Genomic DNA, 15,898 nt, shown 5'->3' on the forward strand with positions numbered 1-15,898 from the left:
GGAGACCCACGATGACCGACCGACCCGGCTGGGTTCACAAGGTGACCCAGGCATTCGCCCGCTCACCGCAGCCCGCGACCGAACTCGACGAGCGGCACGTGCGGCTACGCACCTTCCAAAGGCAACTCGGCCAGCTCCGCGACATGGCCGAAACCGCGCACGACTCGCTGACCGCGTCGTACTACGAGTCGGTGTGGCGCGAGATGGGCGAGGAACTCGCGTTCCTCACCCGCGACGTCGACACCGGCCAACTCGCCGCTGACGACATGACGGCTGTGTTCGAGGAGTGGCAGACCAAGGGCCGAGCCCATCTGCGACACCACCCCGAAGCCGCCCAGATCTTCCAGCTCATCGATCTAGGCGGCGGCGCGACCCTGCAACTGCCCTCAGACCGTCACGCCGATGCGCAGGCCGCTCGAACGAACGCGAACGACGAGGCGCTCGCCCGGCGCCTCGATGACCTGATGGGCCGCGCAGAACAGGCCGAGTTCGACGCCGAACGACTCGACCACGCCGACCGGCCCCAAGCCGCCGAGCAGTTGCGCGAGAACGCCCGAGACCTCGTGGCTCAAGCCGACCAGCTCGCGCACGAATCCGGTCTCGGCAGCGTCTACACCGACGCCGATGACGACGGCGGCCAGCACACCGCGGACCGCGACGCCGACGCCGACCACAGCGTCGATGCTGACGCACCTGCTGACGATGTCGACGACGACCGGTGGAAGGGATCGGAGGAGCTGTTCGAGGAGGCCATGGACGCGGCCTACCTCGACCACCTGGCAGCCCGCGGCGTCGACCCCCGAGCCGAACTCGAGGACGCCGACGACTGGCTGGGTGAACCACTGACCGACGCGGACAGAGCCGCCATTTGGCGTTCCATCGGCACGCCGGAGGAGCCGCCGTACGGCGACTTCCCGCCCCCTGGCGACGCCCGTCGCGCCGAGGTTCAGTCCGACGCAGACGCTGTCGGCTCCGCAGTTCGCGACCGGGCCGGTGACCTGGCTGCCGAAGCGAAGGCCGCAACCAGGGCAGCGTCGAAGTCGCACTCGGCCGGCGACAGCCACGCGGACAAGCCCGAGCAACAGGCCGACGAAGAAAGCACCAAAGAAAGCGACGACGACAGCGACTCGGCCACGGACGATCGTGGCGTCTCGGAGCTCACCCAAGACGTCGACGCTACGCCGACTGATGCTGCCGAAGCAGAGCCGGTCGCGGCCACTGAAACCACGGCGTGCGCGATCGCGGTCACTCGCGCCCACTGCGCGATCGATCGGGCACATCAGCAACTCGACACCGCCGAGCAGCAAGCAGCCGCCGAACGCGAAGACGAACTGACCCGCTGGCACGCCGACGACACCACAGCACAACGAGCCGCAAACGACACTGCCGTGCAGGACAGCGCCGCGGTGCACGGCGGCGAGTAGCAAAAGCGCTTCCCAGGCTCTCCCGCCCCTGGCGGGCGGGAGAGCCCCCGGCCTTCGGCCGGAGCAAGTACCCCTGTGGCTGGGGCCGGCGGGCGGCTAACAGACCGTCCCCCTCCACCCAAACCGGCACCGGCAGTTCTCACCTGGAGGACGGCGGCGCTCGCTGCGCTCACCGGTCGCTGCGCTCCCTCGCACTTGTCCACCACGTGACAACGGCCGGCGCCGATTTGGGCGGAGACCTCTTGGACGGCCTGTTAGGCGGCAGTAGCCGGCAGGCCCCCAAGAACGGGGCTGCCGCCAACACAACGCCCACCAGCGACCGCGCCAGGGGAGTCACACCATGACCAAGAACAACCACACCACAGGAACCCCCACCCCATGCCAGCCATGGTGCGACCCGAGGAAGCACCTCGTCTGCGGAGGACCGAAGTGCTCGCCGCACGTCTACGAGGTGAAGCGCTCGACGCGCAAGCCCAAGAAGGCCTTCAGCCGGTCGGGCTGGTGATTCCGATGGCGACCGCGACCGATCACCGTGATGTGACCCCGACCGAGCAGCCCTACGTCGACGGCATGTTCGTCAGCCTCTGCAGTTGCGGCCGTGAGTTCACCGGCAACGACCCCCACGAGGCCGACTTCGCTCTCTACGAGCACACCGAGACCGCCAACTGACCACCGACTCGGGGAGCGCCGTGGTGAAGGACCACGCACCCACGGCGTTCCCCGCACCAACTTCGAAGAGGAGGAGCTGGACATGACTTTGACCTTGACCGACTTGTTCTGCGGTGCCGGTGGATCGAGTTCCGGAGCGGTGCAGGTGCCGGGCGTGACGGTGCGGATCGCCGCGAACCATTGGGATCTGGCCGTTGCCGTGCACAACCTGAACCACCCCAACACCGATCACTCCACCGCTGACCTGCACAAGGAAGACCCCCGGTTCTTTCCCCGCACCGACATGTTGTGGGCGTCGCCGGAGTGCACGAAATGGTCGCAGGCCAACGGCAAGAAGCTGCCCGCGATCGAGGAAGGGCTGTTCGAAGACCCCGCGTCGGACGAGGCGGCACAGCGGTCGAGGCTGCTGATGTTTGATGTGCTGAAGTTCGCAGAGCACCACCGCTACCAGGTGATGATCGTGGAGAACGTGGTCGACATCGCGACACAGGCGAAGTACCGGCTGGCCTGGCAGGTGTGGCGCCAAGACCTGATGAAGCTGGGCTACAAGTTCCGGGTCGTGTCGCTGAACTCGATGCACGCGCAGGCGTTCGGTGCGCCCGCGCCGCAATCGCGTGACCGGATCTACATCGTGTGCTGGCTGGCCGGGACGCCGGCGCCGGACGTGGACAGCGTCCTTCGCCCGCGCGCGTACTGCACGCGGTGTGCCGAGATGATCGAGTCGCAGCAGGCGTTCAAGCCAGGCAAGACCGTCGGACGCTACCGGCAGACCTACGTGTACGTGCACGCCGCGTGCGGAACAGTCGTCGAGCCGGGCTACCTGCCCGCCGCTGCCGCGATCGACTGGACCGTTCCCGGCGAACGGATCGGCGATCGGCTACAGCCCAAGACCCGCGCACGGATCGCGGCCGGGATCGCCCGCTACTGGGGACCATTCCACCTGGAGACCACCGGGAACCAGTACGACGCCGCCGACCCCAACCACCCCCGCTTCGGCGACCCCGACGCCTACTACCGCGCCTGGACCACCGACGACGTACTGCGCACCCTGCACACCACCGAATCCAAGGCTCTCGCGGTACCGGTCGAGGGCCGCGACGGGAAGGTGGCCCAGCCGCTATCGGCGCCGATGCGGACCCAAACCACCCGCGCCGAGACGGCGATCGTGACACCGTTCGTGGCCGAGCTACGCGGCGGGGGGTCCGATGCCCGGACAGTGCTGGAACCGGCCGCGACGTTTTGTGCCTCAGGCAACCACCACGGACTCGTCACCCCGTCAGGCGGATCGTGGAACGACGACGCCCGGCCCACAAGTGAAGCGCTGCGGACCCTGACGACACGTGACTCCTACGCGCTGGTCTCCCCGTACTACGGGACGGCTGAGTACGCCAAGCCCGTCGAGGAGCCGATTGGGACGCTGACCACCGTCGACCGGTACGCCCTGATCCACCGCAACAACAGCTCACGCGGCGACGGCGCCGAAATGAGCACACCAGTCACCGAGTACCTGCGGACCCTCACCACGACAGGGCACCAGTCGCTGATCCAGGCCGGGCCACGCGGCGGCCGCCCGACGATCACGCCAGCCACATTGAAGGAAGCCGAAGCCATGGTGCCCGAGTGCCTGTTCCGGATGTTCAGCCCCAGCGAAGTGGCCGCCGGGATGGCGTTCCCCACCGACTACTCCTGGAACGTCGTCAAGGCCAACGGCAAGCCGCCCAGCAAACGCGACCTCGTGAAGATGGCCGGAAACGCAGTCACACCACCCGCCGCGCGTGACCTCATCAGCGCCGTCGCAGCATCACTCGGCTACGGCACAGCCGCCTGACCCAGACCCATCACCCCCGGGGAGGGCCGCACAGCCACCGGCGCCCTCCCCAATCTTCAACGACACAAGGGAGAACCCGAGATGACCACCCCACCAACGGGCAGCACCAGCGACCACAACAACACCCCGGGCAGCGACGAGGGCAACGTCCAGGCCGGGCCGGACGACTTCGAGATCGCCCACACCGCGATCACCCGCGCGATCCGCGCGATCAACAACGACGAACGTGGAGGAGACGGAGCCGAGTTCATCACCCATGTACTCGCGACCGTGGCCGCCAACCTCGGCAGCACCAACGCGGTCACCAGGGCACGGCCCGGGTCCTGGGAGGCCGCCGGCGTCGGTGAACTGCTGCACAGCACGGTCGGTTCCGACGACGAGTATCTGTTGGCGTACCGCACCGAACCGGTCGAGATCATTGCCAGCAGCACCTACCAACTGGACGACCTCGGCATCTACGAGACCTACGAAGCCAGCCTGGCCCACATCGGCCAAGTGCTGTTCGGTGACCGCTGGACACCTGCGCGCGGCAACCTGACCCCCGGTGAGCTGGAACAGATCGAAGACGTTCACGACTACTTGTACGACCTGGAAGTCCAAGACCGCGCCGAGTACGAAGAGCGGTTCACCGCCGAGGTGGCGGCACGACTCAGGCAGCTGCGCACCGAGGACCCGAACCGCTACCCCGCTCAGTTGACCGTGACGGTCACGTTCGTCGACGACCGAGACAACGACCGTGCCCTGACCGAAGGATGGGGTCTGGATCTGGCCAGCCAGCTGTACCAGCATGCCCGCGAGAACACGCTGCTGCCCGGCAGCAACGCGAAGCCGGACTGGTCGCCCGGCTTCGTCGACACCCTGCTGGTCGACGGCCACTGGCCGCACCTGCGTGTCCCCGAACTCGCCCACTACTCCACCCCCACCGCCGCGACGACCGAGCAGGAGAGCTGACCGTGATGAGCAACGTTTCCCCGAGCGCGTTCGATCCGCACCTGGCCGGCGGCACGATGGACGACCTACACCCCGACAGCCACGCCGCACGGTGCGGTGTCACCTGCCGCGACTGCGGACAGGGCTGGCCCTGCCAAGACAACAACCCCAGCGCCGACGAGCACAGGCCGAGCCTGGTTCCGGTGGGTGCGCCCGTCTGGACGGAGCAGGATCTGGACCGACTGATCTGGTGGGCACCGGGCGGCAGGTGCCCGGTCGTTCTCGACCGGTACGCGACACCGTGGATCTTGTACTGCACCGAAGACGGCGACACCTACGCCGTAACCGTCGAATGCCCCGACAACGGCGCCCCGGGCCGCTACGACCTCGCCGGACTACTGGCCTCGCGTGGCCCGCTGCGGGTGCTGTTCAACGGCGATACTGAAGACGGAGCCGAATTGGTTGGAAGGCAGGTGGAGGCGTGAGTGCACCCGCCCGCCGACGCCGCAGACCGCGGCCGGTCACCGACCCGGTCCACCAACTGCTGTGCCGGGCCGCGCACTGGCACGCCGACCAAGGTCTGTTCGTGTTCCCGTTGGCGCCAGGCAGCAAGGTGCCCGCGGTCGACAAGGACTGGGAGAGCGCCGCCACCATCGACCACCTGAGGATTGCGCGGACCTGGCAGCAAGCGCCCTACAACATCGGCGTTGCCACCGGCCCGTCAGGACTACTCGTTGTTGATCTTGACCTTCCCAAGACACCCGACGACCTTCCACCGGCCGAGTGGGGTTCTCGAGGAGCGGTGTCCGGTGCCGAGGTGCTGGCCCTGGTCGCGGCCGACCACACGGTGGTCGTGCCAGGCACCTACACCGTCACCACATCGTCAGGAGGCCAACACCTGTACTTCCAGCAGCCTTCCGGCCGGGAACTGGGCAACAGTGCCGGGAGGATCGGATGGAAGATCGACACCAGAGGCCACGGCGGGTACGTCGTCGGCGCCGGGTCACTGATCGGGCAATGGCACTACACCGCCACCGGGCACCTGCCCGCACCCGATCTACCCGACTGGATCACCGACGCACTCACCACAACCGAAGCCACCAGCACCAACAGGCCAGCGCCCGGTCCCGTGCAGCGCCACACCGACGCCTACGCCCTGGCCGCCCTGACCGGCGAACTGGACAAACTGCTAGCCGCCACCGAGGGCAGCCGCAACGACGCCCTCAACTCCGCTGCGTTCGTCCTCGGGACGCTTGTCGGTGCGGACATGCTCGACGAAGCCACCACCCGCGACGAGCTGATCTCTGCTGCCGGCCGCATCGGGCTCCCCAGAACCGAAGCCGAACGCACCATCCTCTCCGGACTGACCGCAGGAAAACGCAACCCGCGCGCCCGACACTGACCCACCAACGGCATGCAAGAGGGCCTCAGGAAGCCATCCGGCGGCTTTCCTGAGGCCCTCGTGGGTTTAGGTCGCGTAGCTTTTGGTGTCACTGCGACGGGGCCGACTCCGATCGCTGACCACCTAACTGAGATGGCAGCTGAATTATCAGGTCGATTTCGGCCGCCGACACCCGCTGGTCCGGGGCGGCTCCGCTTGCTCGGCATCTGAAAGGGCGACCGTGCACACGATGATGTGGCTTGGCGTGTGCCGGCCGATGTGGAACTGGCACGAAGGCGCGACCTAGCGGGGTCTATGTCCGCCGTTGCGAAATCCCACGACTGGCGGTCTCATTTGGCCACCGCTGGCGCCGGCTGGAGCTTGAGTACGCCTTCGAGGGTCTGTTGGTAGTGCTTGCCTTTCTGGCTGTACTCGATCGTCACGCCGGTCGTTTCGAGTGGTCTTTGTTCTGTGGTGACGCGGAAGTGGAGGAGGATGACCTCTTTGTCCATGGTCTGACCGGCTTGCAGCTTGTAGCCCTGGGGTGTCACTGACGGGCGGAGGGCCGGGTTGGCGCCGTCGCCGCTACCGGTGTCCCAGGCGAGCGGTACGCCGCTGGGAAAGTCGTCCCGGTTGAAGATCTTGGCCTCGATGTAGTCCAGACCGGGCGGGGTGTCGCCTGGCTGGACTGCATTGATGGTCAGATCGGAGTCGGAGATGTTGGCCGGCGCGGGCGCGAGTACCCAGACTTCATCGCCTTTGGTCGCCGTCGTGAGTTCCGATACTGGCACGCCGCCATCGGTGGCGAATGCTCTGCCGTTGTGTACTCCGTCCGCGTCGCGCCGGTTCCATGCGAGCCCTGCGCCCAGGACGATTGCCACGGCCACGGCCGCTGCGACGGCCAGTATCGGCTTGCGTCTCACTGTCTGCCCTTTCAAGACTCGATCAGTAGCTGTAGAAGACCTTCATGCCCTGGCCTGCTGGCTCGTAGCCGTAGACCGTGTGAGAGATCGATTGGTTGCCAGCTGTGATCCGCTGCTGGCGGGTGGTGCTTCGATTGGTGGTCGATGTAACGGAGAACCCGTACGCGGTCACGGAGTCACTAGTGCTCTTGGTGTGGTTGTCGTGGAGCGAGAACGAAGCCCCGCGGGCCAGGCCGAACTTGTACGGTGATTCGCGCCAACCGTAGTAGTTGTCGTAGCTTGACACGTCAGCGCCGTACAGCCCTGCGTAGCCGCCGTTCGGGATCGCCACCTTCTCTGCATGCATGGCGTTGTACCTGTACACGAGCCGTTTGACGCCATCGATCATCGTGCACGTGTACATCGTGTAGAAGCCGTAGGCGACCGGGACCTTCCACTGGTAGGACCAGTTCGGGCCCTTGGTGAATCCGGTGGTGAAGCCGAAGCTGTTCCCCACATAGACCGAGCCGTTCACCGACCAGTTTGCGCCGACGTTGTAACTGATCCCCTGCGAAAGGCTGGATCCGGCCACAGAGGTGTAATCCACGCCGCCGATGACGTCGCGCGCTGCGTGTGACTCGAGAACCACCGTGTAGCCAACCGTGCCTCTTGTGCGCTTGGTGACTATGGCCCTTTCGATGGTGCACTCATCAGCGGCCATCACCGTAGGCCCTACCGCCGCGGCTGCGAGAGCGGCCTGCTCCTTTTCTGTCGCCGGCGCCACAGGCTGTGCGGTGTAGTCACTGCCGCCTACTACCTTCGCGGCCGCAGTTCCCGTGTCGGCCGGTCGCCCGGTGACGTCCGGTGCCCCGAAGTAGGCCGGCTTGTTATGACTTGCCTGCTCCGCAGACAACTTCGGGGACTCCGCCGCTGGCGCATCAACTGGTGGCGCAACCTCGGGCGACCTCGGCAGCTCGCTTCTACGCCGCACGGGCAGCAGCGGCGCGGTCGGAACTGCAGACATCACCGCATTAGCCGCTGCATCGGTCATTCTTCCAGCCGATGCTACGCCCGTCATGAACGCCGAAACCCCGGCCATCTCGCGCGCCTGACCTGTTTTGGGGTCGCGGGCAACGCCTTCGGCGATGGCCTGCAAGTTGAGGACACCGTCGTTGTCGGCCGCCCACTTCTTCACCGACTCGGGAAGTGTTCCGATTTCGGCCGTCCATGTGCCGTCGCTTGCGGTCGTCGCCTCGGCGAGAGCCACAACGGTTGAATCATGGCCACCCATCCGCACCGGGTACACCGCGACTGGCAGATTGGCCGCCGGAGAGCCGTCGGCTTCGACGAAACGGCCACCGATCACCGATGCGCTGGTAGTCGCCGACTTGCCGGGCGGGCTCGCCGGTGCCTGCCGGCTGCCGAAGGAGTACGTGCGCACGGCGCTGCGGTTGCCTTTGGCATCAACAATGGTCATGGCCAGCTGATGCCATCCGGCATCAGGCGAAAGCTCGAACAGTGTGCGTGCGCGCGCACCGCCGTGTGGCGAGAAGTACCGATCAGGCAGTGCCTTGCCGTCGAGGCTGAGTTCGAGTCGCTTGGCAGCCTTGGTCGTGGCGGTGACTGTGAAGGACGCAGGCTTACTGGTCGCTCCGGTCTGCCCCTCGGGGAACGCCTCTGAATCGACGTAAAGCACGTCAGCCTCAGACGTAGCCGAAGATAGGTCCGCTGAGGCGGACATGGGTACAGCGATGGGGATCGATACTGACGCGAGCGCCAGGACCGATCGTCTGAATAGCTTGGACATCTAACATCCTCTCGTGTAGGCGGCACGAATTGCTCGCCACTCGGAGGCCCCCGCGATGCGCGAGCCCGTGATGGGTCTCGCTGACAGTGCCACGACGGTAACAGAAAGCACAGGTACAGCTACCCATACAAACTTCTGTATGGGTGCTTGCCGACTTCGACCGCTGCCCACCCAACTGAGGTGAAGGGTCGTGCTGACGTTCCAGAGATGCCGAACCCGCAACATTGGTCAAGTCCCAGGCGGCTCAACTGAGCTGGACAGGCTGACGGACGCAGACATGAGGACGCCGCCGGCCGCGTCGGGCTGCCTAGAACCGAAGCCGAACGCACCATCACCTCAGGCCTGGCCGCAGCGGTACGCCACCCACGCGCCCGCCGCCGACCCACCACGGGCATGCGAAAGGGCCTCAGGAAGCCATCCAGCGGCTTTCCTGAGGCCCTCGTTGGTCGGGTGCAGGTGCCGTGGTTTCACTGCGACCGGGCCGACTCCGATCGCTGACCACCTAACTGCGGTGGCGGCCCGTAGCGCCAAGCCCAGTCGATCACGGCCCGCACACCCTCCAGGTAACCCGGCCGCGGCGGCATCCCAGGGGTCTTGTAGCCGCCCGGCGACAGCAGCAACATCGCGCCGGCCTCCTCGTGCGCTACACCGATCGTTTTCGGCGTCGCCCGCCCCAGCTCCATCCCGGTCGACGTCGCCACCGGTGCGTGTTCCGGTCCCAGATCCGCCTCGCACGCCGCCAGCCACCTGGCCGTCTTCATCGCCGCCGACGCATACGACAACTCCCACGACGTTTGACCCATCGGCGTCGCCACCACAAGCCGCACACACTCGTTCTCGGCCAACTGCCAAAACGCCCCGAACTCATCCACCGGCCGCAGCACATTGCCCGGCGGAATTGCCGCCAACATCTCCTCAGTGATCTCCATGCCACAACACGATCCCAGCCCCTACCGACACTTTCCAGAGATGCCGAGCCCGCAGCATAGGAGCATGTGGTGCCGGCCGGCCCTTGCGCCCGCGGGCGTGTTTGCTGCAGGGAATTGTGCACAATACTGGTCGACCGTGGTGCGTCGACGGCGCCGCCGGGTATCGCGCTGCCGCGACCAGCGCGACCTGGTGCCGATCTTCGGCGGACTGCTGACGGACTGCTGGTAGGGGCCAGTTAACGGTCCCAGGCCCGGCCGGTTGGCCGGAGGATCAGCTCGTTTGGAAGGACAGTCCGTCGAACTCGATGTTTATGGCTGAAAGCGCGTAAACGGAATACCACGCTGCAAAGCATGGGGTGGCGCTGCCGCATTTGAATCCGGGATGCAGGGGGGTCTCGGTACCAACCGTTCCGATGCCCGCCGAGTAGCCTTTGGAAACGAAGCCGTAGACATGCTGACCACCCGCAAATGAAGCGATCGTTGGACTGCCCGAGTCACCCAGGATGATCGCACCATTGAGCGTTGTGTAGTTCCGAGGTGTTGCGATGAACCCAGGACCTACGGTGGCGCCAGTGATCGTGTCCTCCCAATGCGCCCATTGCCCGGTGACCGACCGCGGATAGACGCCGCTCCCGGCGACGCCCCCGCTGGCGACGACAGGAGCCAAATCCCCCGGCATGTAGGCACCCTCAACTATTCTGGAGGTACTTGTATCCCAGCGGCCGTGCCAGATCCTAGGGAAGCTGTCCGTTTCGATGAGTTGGATGTCCTGTGCTTCGCTGATGTGTTCGGGACGTGGCGCACCCAGCACGGCGCTCGGAGCCGTCCCAATCTGGTCATAGGAAACCCAGGTTCCCGCGCCACAATGCGCTGCGGTGGTCATGTACTCGTGAGTACCAGCGACCAGGGCCGCGCCGGTGGAGCAGGCACTGGACACGCCCCTCTTGCGGACTAGCGCTCCTCCGTAGAATGGCGCCCTGTCCGCAGGACGAACCGCCGATGGAAACGACAACTCGGCCTGAGCGGGGAGCGCTGTCCTGCGAAGCGATACGCTGTGTTCGACGCCGGCTGATGTGATCGGCACCGTGGTTCTCGCTCTCAACGAGGACAATGCGGTCGACGACGCGTTCGGCTTCAGCCGGATCGTCAGGCCGGAGTAGCCGGGGGTTGCCCAAGTCGCGGCCAGGTTTGGATCGCTGTCCAGGAGCGATTTGCCGAGATCGCTGAGCTCTGGCCCGGAGTAGGCGGCCGGGCGGAACATGACGGGCACCGGTTGGCTCGCGGCTAGAGCTTTGAGACCGGAAGGGTAGGTGCCCTTCCAGTGAACGACGACGCTCTTTCCGTCCTCGCCGGGACCGACGCTGGCCATACCACTAGCCGGGTGTTGCCATGTCCAGTTCGTTAACTCTTGCACCGCTTTTTGTACTGGTGTCTGTTGCGGGAACCCTGACGACGTTGGAGGGGCTGGATCCTTGGGATCGCCGCCCTGGACGACCGGTCCCGCCGCGTTCGAGGTCGAAGCACAGACCACGCCAACAGCAACTGCAGTGACGGCGATGAACATCTTCCTTGATCTGAACATTTCCTCACCCCGATGCGACGGTACAGACGCCTACTCTGGAACGGAAGAACCAATGCGTTGCACCTTCGTGCAAGATGCTGGAGTGATAGCTATGCCACCTCGGGAGCAGGCCGACCCAGGTACCGACCGGCGGAAAGTACGTGCCTGGGTCAGGGACAATCCCAGCGCGGACGCTCGGCTGACCGAGGCCGACGACCCCGACGAACCGGGCGGCGTCATCTTCATCGTTAATGTTCCCGACCACAGAGAGATGGTTCGCGCCCGCGAGGAACTGGTCCGCTTAGGCATCTCCGCCACCCGTCTGCGGGTGCGCCGCTGGAAGCCCTCCCGGGCCGAGATCGACCGCGTGAATACTTGGGTCTGGAACAACAACCGCCCCCGGGAATGGCAGGGTGCTCGAGTCGTTGCAACCTGGATTGACGTGTACTCGGGCCTCTTGTCGATCAGCCTGAACAAGGTGGATCGCACGTATGCAGAGGAACTGGAAGCCGCGGCCGAAGGGGTTGCTTTCGTCCAACCTGAGCCGGACACAGGAGTTTCGATAAGGCGTGATGCTTGACGCGTCTGCCCGGCGCACCTCGCGATCAAGCCGCGTGTCGGTGTCCGAGGTTGGATCATCGGCAACGACGCCGCTGTCTAACGGCGCGGTGGAGTCCCGCGCCGTTGACCTTGCTCTGGGAGCCGGTGGCGGTTGGGAGCCGGGCTTGGCAGGCTCAGGTGGATCGCTTGCGCCGCGGTTTTGTGTAACGCAGCAGGGTTTTCCACAGGGCTGGAGATGGCTGGTGCTGTTTGTCGGTAGTGTCTGTTGATCGGGCGTCGACGAGGGGGGATGGGATGCTGGGGAGTCCTTTCACGCCGCGACCGGGCGATCCGCCGGCAGCGCCGAGCGGGCGTGTTGTCGAGTTCGATCTGATGCGTGGGTTCGGTTCGCGGATGGCGGCGGCCCAGGTGCAGTTGTCGAACGGCCTTCTTATCGCGGGGTCCAAGGCGATCGGCAAGACCGCTGTGGCCCGCGCCGCAGCGGGAGTACTCGGCGGTCAATCGCTGCGGGTTGCAGTGGTCGAGTGGGATGACCGGCAGAAGGCGGGCGCCGTGTTGCGGCGGGCGATGGATGACCAGTCGATGCGCAGCTTCGGTGCTGTCGCGCGGACCCAGTTGGGGCGGCTGCGGTCGGTGCTCAAAGGGCCGAGTGTGTCAGTGGGGTTGAAGGGGCCGAGTGTTTCGTCTGGTCTCGGGCTCCCGCGAGCGCCGGAGGCCGAGATCGCCCGGAACCTTGTGCAGGCCGGCGAGCAGGCGCGACGTACGGCGAGGCCCGCTGTGATTGTGATCGACGATTTACAGAAGTGGTCACCACGGGAGATGCGGGAGCTGTGCCAAGGACTGGCCGACTGCGCCCGGGCAGATCACCCCATCGGTGTGGTCGCATTCGCCTCGCCCGCGGGTGAGGAACGGCTGGCCCGCGCGGACGAGCACGGCATGTTCTCCTCACACCGCCTCGGCCCATTGACACCCCGCCAGTCGGCACACGTGCTGGAGCAGACCGCCGCACAGCGCGGCGTCCAGTTCGATCCCGCCGCCCTCGAAGGTCTCGTCAAGTTCTCCCAGGGACATCCGCGACGCCTGCAGCTCGCCGCGCACGAAGCATGGGAGGCGGCGCCTGCCGGTGACCGGATCGACGCTGCAGCTGCCGACCATGGGATTGCTGCGGCAACTGCGCAACTCGACCGAGGCGAGCACACCCGCACCTGGCGGCAACTCACGGCTCCCGAGCAGGCCCTCACACAGACACTCGCTGCCCGAGGCGGGTCCGAACCACGCAGCCTGCTGAGCCTGCAGCAGCACGTGCCCAGACCACACCGCGAGCAGCTGGAACAGGCGGTCGCAGGCCTGGTCCGCAAGGACGTCATTCAGGAGCTGCCGGGCGGACGGATCGCCTTCAACGACCCGGGTACGGAAGGGTGGGTGCTGCGCAACCGGCCGCCGGCAGGCACCGCCGGTCACATGCTCGAATCTGGTCCGACACGGCAGATAGGCTCACCCGCGACAGCTGCGACTGCGCGGATCGAGCCCCAACCTTCCAGCAATAACAACCGTTCTCACCCGGCGATCGAGCGATAGGTGGCCCCGATGACGCAGCCCAACACCACGGACCGGCAGACCCGTATCGACAGCATCGGCATGGATTTGGTTGTCGCGCTCGACTACCCCCACGACACGCTCGACGAGGCGATCGAGACCGGCGATGACCAGCTCGTCGCGATCGTCCAATGCACCGAGGCCGTCGTGTTCTACACCGAAGAACTCCACGCGCCGTCCCGCCTGCAACAGTTCCTCAGTCCTGCCGAAAGCGGGCAGGTCGCGGCGTACATCGCGTCCCTTGGAGAGAATCCGGCCCGCTCCGAGCAGTGGATGGAACCGCGCCACGGCTACATCACCCGCGGCGGGAGGAAGGCCGCAGCGGGGTGGAACGCTGAGCAGGCGCGCGCCGCGCTGCAAGCCGCGGACGAGCGCGCCGCCGAAAGCGGTCTCAGTGAGAACATCACCGACTGTTTTGAGATCCTCCGCGTCTTCCTCGGATACCTCGACCTGCTCCACGCGCCGACCGGATTCACCGAAGTACTCACACCCGCCGAGCGAACCGAAGTCGCAGCATTTGTCACCGACATGCTGGGCAGCTGAGATCACGTCCGCCGCCTGGCAAACGGATCCGATTTCCGTGTGACCGATGGACCTACGACCGGGCCGCGCAGTTGCAAGAGCTTGCCGAGAGCAACACATCCACAGTAGTGACGAGCATCAACCTCGGCCCCCGGGAGACGCTGTCAGATCCAAGTGGGCCGCTAGGTTTTGGTATGGACCTCCGCCGCTCCCTGATGGTGCTCTGAGCAAGTAGTGACATGAGCAACTAGTTGGGCGCACGCTGGGGTCATGACCGGATCGGTGGAAGCGATCAACATTGTCTTCGACGGGCCGCCCGGACACGAGGCGGGACGGTTCGTCGAGGTCGAAACTGACGACGGGCACAGCATTCGCCTGGGCCACTGGTTGCAGCGCTCCGATGGCTATTGGGCCCTCCGGATCGAGAACGTACTGATTCCCTCACTTGATGTCATCAACCGCCCAGACAAGGCGGCGCGCGATGACCCAGAACCCTGATGCCGACCAGCATGCTCAACGGCTCGCAACGGGCCTGGCCGGCCCGGTCGGCCTCGAACTGGCCAAGGCCGTCGAGCAACTGCCCGGCCGCAATGCGCTGCCAGGCGGCTGCCGCTACGAGTTGAAGTACGACGGCTACCTTCACTGAACGAGTCAAGGGAGACGTGGTGTTGCCAGAGCGGCACCGACCAGCCGGGCAGGGACGCGGCAGACGGCCTGACCCAGGCTGCCAGACCGCTCTGAGCAGTGAGTCGTCAGACCCCGCCGTTGACGGTCCGGTCCAAGCACGGCGGATGTTGCGCTACGTCGGCGGGCGCCGGGAGTGTTGGGTGGAATGTCGGAACCAGCCGGTGGTGTGCACGGGGCAGCGGCCCGGCAGGTGGGCGGTGGCGCTGGCGCGGCCCGCTATGAGGACTCGGGTGAGCCAGCGGATCCGTCGGCGCAGCATCAGCAGTAGTACGACAGCGATGGCGGACACAGCGCCAGGCAGCGGGTCGGGTTTGTTGTCGGGGGGCGGAGAGTAGCCGCCGTCGGTGAGGCTGGCTGCGCGTTCGAAGTGGTTGCGGGAGAACGGGAAGAATGCGCCGTCGGCGTAGTACGCCGCAGGGAAGGCCAGGGGCCCGCCGATGATGGTGAGTATGGCCCATTGGTCGGTGTGCCGGGACTCGTGCCGGCCAAGCTGTGCTTCGTTGGCGCGGGTGGAGGAGATGTTGGGTCCGTACCGGAGGTACTGCTGCCTTTCCTGGGCGAGCAGCCCGTGCCCTTCGGCTGCCAGCCCGAACCCGCGAGCGCCCTGGAGCAGGCTCGACATCTGGTAGTCGGTGGGCATCCACGCCACGAAGACGTCCCCTACCGTACTGCCGCCGCCGCTGACGCGGGGCGGCTGCCAGAAGGTCACCGTGAGCGGCGGGCCCGTGCATTCGCGCATGCCGGCGCTCTTGGCCGCGAGGAGCGCGAGTCCAGTGGTCGAAGCGTTGATGATGTCGCGGGTGATGCTCCACGGTTGTGGCGGAGAGATGCCCTGGAGCGTGGGCTCGGTCTCCACGCGGCCGTCGGGGTACACATGGGCGTGGCAGAGTAAGGGTGGTGCGGCCGCGGCGTGCGCCGTGGTCGCGGCGCCGAGGGCTTGGAGGATGACGAAGCCTCCGATGAAGAGCCTCGACCAGGTGCGGTGACGCCGACAGATCGCGCATCTGGCCGCGTGGTGCTGTGCCCGTCGGCGCATTGCCGGCATTGCCCAGATCAGACCCAAGAGACCGAAACACACCAGAAGTGAGACTGGCCAGGCCA

16 protein-coding genes are annotated in these 15,898 nt (G+C 66.1%); 11 read left to right on the forward strand and 5 right to left on the reverse strand.

The annotated features are described in order from the left end of the window. Positions 1-11 precede the first annotated feature (11 nt). The 6 genes from ACQPYM_RS13205 (at position 12) to ACQPYM_RS13230 (ending at position 6,253) form a co-directional block, all read left to right on the forward strand. Entirely contained in the window at positions 12-1,424 is a 1,413-nt protein-coding gene (locus ACQPYM_RS13205; RefSeq protein ID WP_433019989.1) for a hypothetical protein, read from the forward strand. Positions 1,425-1,853: 429 nt separating this feature from the next. Further along, complete coding sequence (locus tag ACQPYM_RS13210; RefSeq protein ID WP_433019992.1) at positions 1,854-2,093, forward strand: hypothetical protein; 240 nt, start codon at positions 1,854-1,856, stop codon at positions 2,091-2,093. An 82-nt stretch (positions 2,094-2,175) separates the two neighbouring features. Continuing rightward, positions 2,176-3,921 carry a DNA cytosine methyltransferase gene (locus ACQPYM_RS13215; RefSeq protein ID WP_433019994.1) on the forward strand — a complete coding sequence of 582 codons (1,746 nt, stop codon included), beginning with the start codon at positions 2,176-2,178 and terminating at the stop codon, positions 3,919-3,921. An 81-nt stretch (positions 3,922-4,002) separates the two neighbouring features. Further along, complete coding sequence (locus ACQPYM_RS13220) at positions 4,003-4,872, forward strand: hypothetical protein (protein WP_433019997.1); 870 nt, start codon at positions 4,003-4,005, stop codon at positions 4,870-4,872. A gap of 5 nt (positions 4,873-4,877) precedes the next feature. Further along, positions 4,878-5,336 carry a hypothetical protein gene (locus ACQPYM_RS13225; protein ID WP_433020000.1) on the forward strand — a complete coding sequence of 153 codons (459 nt, stop codon included), beginning with the start codon at positions 4,878-4,880 and terminating at the stop codon, positions 5,334-5,336. Beyond that, entirely contained in the window at positions 5,333-6,253 is a 921-nt protein-coding gene (locus tag ACQPYM_RS13230; RefSeq protein ID WP_433020003.1) for a bifunctional DNA primase/polymerase, read from the forward strand. Before ACQPYM_RS13225 ends, ACQPYM_RS13230 begins: the two co-directional genes overlap by 4 nt. Positions 6,254-6,582: 329 nt before the next feature. Here ACQPYM_RS13230 and ACQPYM_RS13235 read toward each other — a convergent pair whose 3' ends face one another. From ACQPYM_RS13235 to ACQPYM_RS13250, 4 genes are all read right to left on the reverse strand, one after another. Next, entirely contained in the window at positions 6,583-7,155 is a 573-nt protein-coding gene (locus ACQPYM_RS13235; RefSeq protein ID WP_433020006.1) for a hypothetical protein, read from the reverse strand. A gap of 22 nt (positions 7,156-7,177) precedes the next feature. Beyond that, the gene (locus tag ACQPYM_RS13240) at positions 7,178-8,941 is read right to left on the reverse strand and encodes a hypothetical protein (protein ID WP_433020009.1); all 1,764 of its coding nucleotides are present in this window, start codon (positions 8,939-8,941) and stop codon (positions 7,178-7,180) included. A gap of 467 nt (positions 8,942-9,408) precedes the next feature. After that, complete coding sequence (locus ACQPYM_RS13245; protein ID WP_433020013.1) at positions 9,409-9,870, reverse strand: hypothetical protein; 462 nt, start codon at positions 9,868-9,870, stop codon at positions 9,409-9,411. A 271-nt stretch (positions 9,871-10,141) separates the two neighbouring features. Next, entirely contained in the window at positions 10,142-11,434 is a 1,293-nt protein-coding gene (locus tag ACQPYM_RS13250; protein WP_433020016.1) for a hypothetical protein, read from the reverse strand. Here ACQPYM_RS13250 and ACQPYM_RS13255 point away from each other — a divergent pair. The 5 genes from ACQPYM_RS13255 to ACQPYM_RS13275 all read left to right on the forward strand — a co-directional run bounded on the left by ACQPYM_RS13255 (position 11,427) and on the right by ACQPYM_RS13275 (position 14,756). Next, positions 11,427-12,011, forward strand: a complete 585-nt coding sequence (locus ACQPYM_RS13255) for a hypothetical protein (RefSeq protein WP_433020019.1) — start codon at positions 11,427-11,429, stop codon at positions 12,009-12,011. The genes ACQPYM_RS13250 and ACQPYM_RS13255 overlap by 8 nt on opposite strands. 275 nt (positions 12,012-12,286) lie before the next feature. Further along, entirely contained in the window at positions 12,287-13,570 is a 1,284-nt protein-coding gene (locus ACQPYM_RS13260) for an AAA family ATPase (RefSeq protein WP_433020022.1), read from the forward strand. Then, a complete protein-coding gene (locus tag ACQPYM_RS13265; RefSeq protein WP_433020025.1) occupies positions 13,571-14,131 on the forward strand; it encodes a hypothetical protein in 561 nt (186 codons plus the stop codon). A gap of 249 nt (positions 14,132-14,380) precedes the next feature. Continuing rightward, positions 14,381-14,608: a hypothetical protein gene (locus ACQPYM_RS13270; RefSeq protein ID WP_433020028.1), complete on the forward strand. Its 228-nt coding sequence runs from the start codon at positions 14,381-14,383 to the stop codon at positions 14,606-14,608. Further along, positions 14,592-14,756 carry a hypothetical protein gene (locus ACQPYM_RS13275; protein ID WP_433020031.1) on the forward strand — a complete coding sequence of 55 codons (165 nt, stop codon included), beginning with the start codon at positions 14,592-14,594 and terminating at the stop codon, positions 14,754-14,756. Before ACQPYM_RS13270 ends, ACQPYM_RS13275 begins: the two co-directional genes overlap by 17 nt. 153 nt (positions 14,757-14,909) lie before the next feature. Here the strand turns inward: ACQPYM_RS13275 and ACQPYM_RS13280 are convergent, their stop codons facing one another. Next, on the reverse strand, positions 14,910-15,833 hold the full coding sequence (locus tag ACQPYM_RS13280; RefSeq protein WP_433020034.1) for a hypothetical protein: 924 nt from the start codon (positions 15,831-15,833) through the stop codon (positions 14,910-14,912). Positions 15,834-15,898: the final 65 nt, after the last annotated feature.

The organism is Kribbella sp. CA-294648 (assembly GCF_050943845.1).
In the GTDB taxonomy this organism is placed as follows: Bacteria; Actinomycetota; Actinomycetes; order Propionibacteriales; family Kribbellaceae; genus Kribbella.